The sequence below is a fragment of the Trebonia sp. genome (assembly GCF_049794275.1).
Lineage (GTDB): Bacteria > Actinomycetota > Actinomycetes > Streptosporangiales > Streptosporangiaceae > Trebonia.
In genome coordinates this window covers 1-6,118 of the sequence record NZ_JBARCR010000512.1, presented here as the reverse complement: position 1 = coordinate 6,118, position 6,118 = coordinate 1, and the positions used below count along the sequence as shown (strand labels likewise).

The 6,118-nt window shown below is 72.5% G+C and carries 7 protein-coding genes; 3 read left to right on the top strand and 4 right to left on the bottom strand.

Annotated features, from left to right (window positions below; translation table 11 throughout):
- Window positions 1-1,017 (top strand): hypothetical protein (locus WA805_RS13900; RefSeq protein WP_425242540.1); only part of this gene is annotated, 1,017 nt, incomplete at its 5' end.
- A gap of 85 nt (window positions 1,018-1,102) precedes the next feature.
- A complete protein-coding gene (locus WA805_RS13895; protein ID WP_425242539.1) occupies window positions 1,103-1,927 on the top strand; it encodes a class I SAM-dependent methyltransferase in 825 nt (274 codons plus the stop codon).
- Here WA805_RS13895 and WA805_RS13890 read toward each other — a convergent pair.
- Window positions 1,905-3,716, bottom strand: coding sequence for an NAD-binding protein (locus WA805_RS13890; RefSeq protein ID WP_422287142.1), 1,812 nt, complete (start codon window positions 3,714-3,716; stop codon window positions 1,905-1,907). The genes WA805_RS13895 and WA805_RS13890 overlap by 23 nt on opposite strands.
- 9 nt (window positions 3,717-3,725) lie before the next feature.
- A complete protein-coding gene (locus WA805_RS13885; RefSeq protein ID WP_422287140.1) occupies window positions 3,726-4,235 on the bottom strand; it encodes a DinB family protein in 510 nt (169 codons plus the stop codon).
- A 122-nt stretch (window positions 4,236-4,357) separates the two neighbouring features.
- Here WA805_RS13885 and WA805_RS13880 point away from each other — a divergent pair, with 122 nt between their 5' ends.
- Window positions 4,358-4,750 (top strand): nitroreductase family deazaflavin-dependent oxidoreductase, encoded by a 393-nt coding sequence (locus WA805_RS13880; protein WP_422278619.1) that lies wholly within the window; start codon window positions 4,358-4,360, stop codon window positions 4,748-4,750.
- Here the strand turns inward: WA805_RS13880 and WA805_RS13875 are convergent.
- Window positions 4,738-5,304 (bottom strand): DUF488 family protein, encoded by a 567-nt coding sequence (locus tag WA805_RS13875; RefSeq protein WP_425242538.1) that lies wholly within the window; start codon window positions 5,302-5,304, stop codon window positions 4,738-4,740. The genes WA805_RS13880 and WA805_RS13875 overlap by 13 nt on opposite strands.
- On the bottom strand, window positions 5,305-6,118 hold an 814-nt coding region (locus WA805_RS13870; RefSeq protein ID WP_425242537.1), incomplete at its 5' end, for a ferritin-like domain-containing protein. It abuts the gene before it with no gap.

Sequence of the window (6,118 nt, the reverse complement as noted above, 5' to 3'; positions counted from 1 at the left end):
TCGCTGGTCACCTCGATGACCACGGCCAACGGTGCGACCTGGGCGATCGTGGCGATGGGCGGCTCGGCGGCCGGCGCGAACCAGTTCTGGGAGCTGTTCGCCCGCGCGGCCGCCAGCGACCGGTGGGAGCTGGTCACCCCGCCGGGGGTCGCCAGCAACGGCGGACTGGTCGCGGCCGGCGGCCCGGCTACGCTCAGCGTCGCGTTCCGGCCCAGCCAAGGGCTGACCTTCTCGCCGCTCGCGGTCACCAGCGACGCCGGCAAGACCTGGCGCACCGGCCTGATCGACGCTCCGGTCGCCAGCGACCCTGACGCGCTCGCCGCCGGCGCTGGGGCGATGCTCGCCCTGCTCGGCGACGGCACCGTCGAGCAGGGCGGGACGTCCGGCGGGAGCTGGACCAGGCTCGCCGCGCCCGGCGCGATCGCCTCCTCCGCCGCCGGACGCCAGTGCCACGTCACCAGCCTGACGGCCGTGGCCTATGCCCCATCAGGAACGCCGCTCGCCGCGGCCTCCTGCGCGCGGCCGGGCATTACCGGCATCTTCGCCCGTTCCGGTACCGCCTGGCAGGCGGTCGGCCCTGTCCTCGCCGCGCGCCAGGTCACGGTGCTACGGCTCACCACTATCGCCGCCGGGGACCTCGCGCTGCTGCAGGCCAGGGCGGGGAGCGGCGCCACCCTGCTCGCCGCCTGGACGAGCGACGGAACCCGGTGGACGATCTCAGCCCCGCTGGCTGTCGGTATCGGGCAAGTGGCCGCCTCCGGCACCGGGTCCGGCGGCGCGGCCTGGGTGCTGCTGGCCGATGGCCGCGCGTACGAGGTTTCCGGCCCTGGCAGCGCCTGGCGGCGGCTGCCGTCGCCACCGTCGGGAACCGCGGCCCTGGCGGCTGGTCCTGGCGACGCGTACGAGGCGCTGGCCGTGGCCAGCGGAAAGCTAACCGTCTACCGGCTGTCCCCGGCCGGTGCCTGGGGCAAGCTCCAGACTCTCTCGGTCCCGATCCAGTACGGCTCCTCCTCGTAAGACCTTCCGCCGCTCCCCGGTGCCCTCGCTCCTTTGGTAGCCGATGCCACATCGACCACGTTCCGGGGTGCGGTCTAATGAGGACATGGCTGAGCGGCAGACGGCGCGGCAGACGGTCGAGCTCGGGGATGTGCAGCGGACGTTGTTCTTCCCGCTGGCGGCGCGGGCACGGGAGACCGGGAAGAAGCGGCCACTGCTGCGCGACCCGAAGGCCGTCGAGATCGTCGAGACCGTCGACTTCGAGCTGGCGCCCATCGCGCCGGGCCCGACCGCGCTCGTCGTGACGCTCCGGACCCTGATCATGGACTGGTGGGTCCGGCGGTTCCTCGCCGGGCATCCCGGCGGCACGGTCGTCGAGCTGGGCACCGGGCTGAACACCCGGTTCGAGCGGACCGACAACGGCACCGCGCACTGGATCGACCTGGACCTGCCGGACACGATCGAGCTGCGCCGCCGGTTCTTCGCGGACACCGGGCGGCGCCAGATGCTCGCCGCCTCGCTGCTCGACGAGGACTGGCTGCCCGCGGTGGAGCAGCGCCCGGGGCCGTACTTCTTCGTCGCCGACGGCGTCCTCGCCTATCTGCGCGAAGAAGACGTCACGGGCATGCTGGCCAGGATCGCCGGCCGGTTCCCCGGCGCCATGATCGCGTTCGACACCGTCACCCGCGCGTCGACGGGCCAGGAGCTCAAGATGGCGGCCAAGCGCGACGTCGCGCCATGGCAATGGGCGTGCGACGACCCGCGCTCGCTGGAGCGGCTGGGGCTGCGGCTCATCGAGTCCGTGCCGGTGACCAGGCCGCCGGCCGGGCTGCGCGCGGAGCTGCCCGCCAGGTACCGGTACCTGCTGCCGCTTGGCGACCCGATCTTCGGCAAGCGGGGACTGTCGCTCAACTTGTTCCAGGCTGGCTGACCTCGCCGGCGTCGGTTGGTACCTGCGGGGACGGGCGGTCCCGGCGCAGTACCGTGAGCAGCTCCTCGTAGGGGCCGATCAGGAACGCCTCGTCGGCCGGCTGGAACCGGGTGGTGCGCCGCGGCAGGTGCTCGAGCACCGTCCGGTCCGCCGCCCGGCGGATGGCCAGCACGCGGGTGCGGGCCGTGAGGTCGAACATCTGCAGGCCGTGCAGGCCGCCGCCCGGGGTGACCGTCAGCTTGGCGACCAGCAGCGGCTCGTCGCCGGCGTAGAACGTGGACAGCACGTCGAGGCCGAGCGCCGCGCCGGTGAACCACGGGGCGGCCAGCGCGGCGGTCGACCGGACGTTCTTGAACCCGAACGTCTCCCTGACCGAATGGGCCAGCTGCGGGTCGAAGATGCGCAGCACGACCGGGGTGGTTTCCCAGCGCGGCCCCAGCTGGTCGCGGACCGCCAGGCCCGTCTCGAGGTTCGCGAGGTCGTCGCTGGTCAGCACCGCGACCGCGGACGCGGCGGGCAGCCGCACCGAGCCAAGCACCTCGGGCAGCGTCGCGTCGCCGATTACCACCGGGACGCCGAGCGCGCGCACCTGGCCGAGGTGCCTGTTGTGCTCGTCCAGCTCGACGACCACGACGTCGCGGCCCGCCGCGTGCAGCTGCTGTACGACCCGCAGGCCGACCGTGCCAAGGCCGATCACCAGCACGTGGCCGCGCAGCGCGGTGATTTTCCGCCGACCGAGGGACTCCTCGATCCGCCTGCTGACCAGCACGTTGGTCAGCAGCGCGAAGAACACCGCGACGAACAGCGCGCCGGTCAGCATGAGCAGGATCGCGAACCCGACCAGCCAGGCCGGCTCACCGCGGAAGGTGAAGTCGCCGTAGCCGACGGTCGTGATGGTCTCGACGGTGAAGTACAGCGAGTCGAGCAGCGTGATGTGGTGCCCGGGGCCCGCGTACTGGTAGGTGAGGCGCAGCACGGCCGTGGCGGCGATCAGCACCGCGACCAGCGCGCCGAGCGCGATCACCAGCCTGCGGTCGGCGGCGCGCAGCAGCGACATGGCGACGTCACGCAGGTAGCCGGCCACGCTGCGGCGCGCGGTGTGCTGGCGGGCGGAGGAACGGGCCCGTTCCGAATAACTGATAGCGGCGGTGGCGCGGAGCTCAGCGGGGGTGGCGATGATCGTCACCTCGTCACCTGCCCCGACCTCCGTGTCGCGCCCGGGGCAGACCAGCACGTCACCGTCGGGCGGCACCACCGCGACGGGGCCGAGGTCGCCGTAGAGCTGGCGGAGGGTGGCGGTGCGCGGCGCAGTGGTGCGCACGGCGAGGAACTGCTCGCCGGACAGCGTCATTCGCTGCACGCCCTCGCGCAGGCAGGCCTCGACCACCGACGGCGCGGACAGGCCCGCGACGTCGAGCACCGCGACGCCGACCTGCTTGACCGCGCGGCCGACCGCGGGGTTGTTGAGCTGCGCGACCACCCGCACGTCGTCGCGGAGCCTGCGGGCGAGCAGCGCCGTCTCCAGTGTGCGCAGGTCATCGTGCTGCGCGCAGATCACCGCGACGGCGCCGGCCAGCCCGGCGCTGGTGAGCGCCTCTTCGGCGCGGGTGCTGGTGATCAGCGGGACGCCCCAGGCGTCGATCAGCCGCGCCAGCGGCGGGTCGGGCGCGTCGTCGACGACCACCGCGAGCACGCCGGACAGCGTCAGCTCCTCGACGATCCGCAGGCCCACGCCGGGCAGCCCGCAGACGATCACGTGTCCGCGCCAGTCCGAGTACGCACCCCCCACGCTGGCAGCTTATTCGCCAACCGAGCCGTCGATGGCCTCGCGCAGCAGGTCGGCGTGGCCGGCGTGCCTGGCGGTCTCCTCGATCAGGTGCAGCAGCACCCAGCGGAGCGTGAACTGCCAGCCGTCGTTGCCCTTGAACGCCGACAGCTGGTCCAGGCTGGCCGCCGAGGCGGCGGCCTGGCGGCTGCGCTCGCACGCGTCGCGGTAGCGCTGGCGCAATGCGCCGGGGTCCATGGTGGTGGCGGTACGGAACTCCCAGTTGGGGTCGGCGACCCAGTCCACATCCACCCAGTCCTGGCGATCGGGCATGCCGAGGAAGCGGCCCTCCAGCCAGCTCTCCTCGACGAGCGCCAGGTGGTAGAGGAGACCGGCCAGCGTGAGATCCGAGGTGGGGATCTTTTGCGCTAGCTGGTCTTTGGTGAGGCCTTCGGTCTTGAGCAGGATCGTTTCGCGCTGGTAGTCGAGGTACTGGCCGAGCGCGTCACGTTCGGCGGCGCGGGTGTCGGGGTCCTGGCGCACGTCGGCGCTCCTTGTCCTGGGTCGCTTGTCCTGTGTCGCTTGTCCTGGGGCGGTGTACCGCCCGACTCTAACGGCCAGCCTCAGGCTAGGCTTGGCATTATCCGCCGTGGCAGGGAGATGCCGTGCCGATTCCCGAGCAGGTCGCATGCTGGAACAAGGCCGGACTGAACCGGGTTGCGCGGCACATCGCGCCCTGGCTGCCGGGTCTGGGGCTGATCGTGCACCGCGGCCGCCGGTCCGGGCGTGAGTACCGGACGCCCGTCGAGGTCTTCCAGGCGCGGGACGGGTTCATCGTCGCGCTGACCTACGGCGCGGATACGGACTGGCTGCGAAACATCCAGGCCGCCGGCGGCGGCTTGCTGCGCACCCACGGCCTGACCTTCCAGGTCAGTGAGCCCCGGGTGTACCACGACGAGGAGCGCGCGGGCATCAGGCCGGCGGAACGGCAGATGCTGCGGCTGCTCGACGTGGCGGACTTCGTGCACCTCACGGCGGTCTTGCGTTACATCAGCTGATCCTGGCCGGCGTCGTAGACCAGCAGGCCGTCGTCACGGAGGCGGACGCCAGGCGTGGGGCGGTGCGCCTCGATGCGCCCGTCGTGCATGAGGTGGCGTACTTCTATCCCGCGGGCGACCGCGGCGAAGTCCGCGACCAGGCGGCGGTGGCAGCGCCACCACAGGCTCTCCGAGCACATGACCGTTACCCGGTGCGTCTCCGGCTCCGGCTCCGCCTCTGCCTCGGCTAGCTCAGCCTCGGTCAGGACGGCGTCGATGGCGGCCAGGAAGTCCGGCGAGCGCATGTGCTCGGCGTAGCCGCGGAACATGTCCTCCCGCCACACCACGTCGGGGTTGTCGGGGCTGGGCCGCCGGAACCCGCCGAGGCGCTTCTCCCAGCGGTAGGCGATGCCCGCCGCGGGCAGCCACTCCTCGAGTGCGGCACGGGCGAACTGCGGGTTGCGCCGGCTGCCCGGCGCCGTGCGGATGTCCACGAGCGAGGAGACGCCGGCTTCTCGCAGGAGGCCGATTGTGCGGGCGGCCGTCTCGGTCCCGTGTCCGTACGTCAGCAGCATCTACATGAAGTTACGGGTATGCAAGGCGGACAGCTCGGCCGCCTCGTCGTCGGGGAAGCCGATGTACGCGAGCCGGCGCCGGCGGCCCTCGTCCATGCTGGCCTGCAGGTCGCGCACCGCTCGCCAGCCGCGGCTGATCGCGGCCGGCTCCCACGAGCCCGCGGCGAGCAGGACGAGGGAGTCGAAGACCTCGGTGTTCAGGCCGGCGGTGTCGAGCAGGGCGGCGTGCCGCCGCTCCACCGACTGCCGCAGCACGCCGAGGTATGACCTGTCGGTCGCGACGAGGTGCGCGGTGTGCGCCACGCCGAACGCCACGTGCCGCGCCTCGTCGCGGACCGCGAGCCGGGCGACGTCGGCGGTGACCTTGTCCGGCGCGTGCTCATGGATGAAGCGCAGCAGGTCGAGGAAGGTGCCCTCGCCGAGCACCGACAGCAGGAACGACGCCGTGGTGAAGTCCGGCTCGGCGAGCAGGGTCTGCAGCGACGCGCGGCCGCCGGCGCTGGAGGTGCCGAGCGGTCCGCCGGACAGCAGGCCGCGGCGGGTGAAGACCTCGACATGCCGCGCCTCGTCGGCGGCCTGGGTGGCGAGCAGCTGCATCACCTCGCGGAAGTGCGGGTGCAGCTGGCTGAGCAGTCGCGCCGGGATGATCAGCGCCGCCTGCTCGTTCTCGACGAGGTAGGTCATGAGCTGCACGACGGCGCGCTCGATCTCGTCCGGCACGTTGAGTGCGGCGGTCCAGTCGACCGCCGTCGCGGGATCCCACTGGCTGGCGGCCGCGGCCGCGTAGAGGCGCGGGGCGACGTCGGCCCAGACG

Excerpts from the sequence above, each read along its gene's own strand:
- WA805_RS13875 (WP_425242538.1), bottom strand. The coding sequence starts at position 5,304 with ATGCTGCTGACGTACGGACACGGGACCGAGACGGCCGCCCGCACAATC.
- WA805_RS13895 (WP_425242539.1), top strand. The coding sequence starts at position 1,103 with ATGGCTGAGCGGCAGACGGCGCGGCAGACGGTCGAGCTCGGGGATGTG.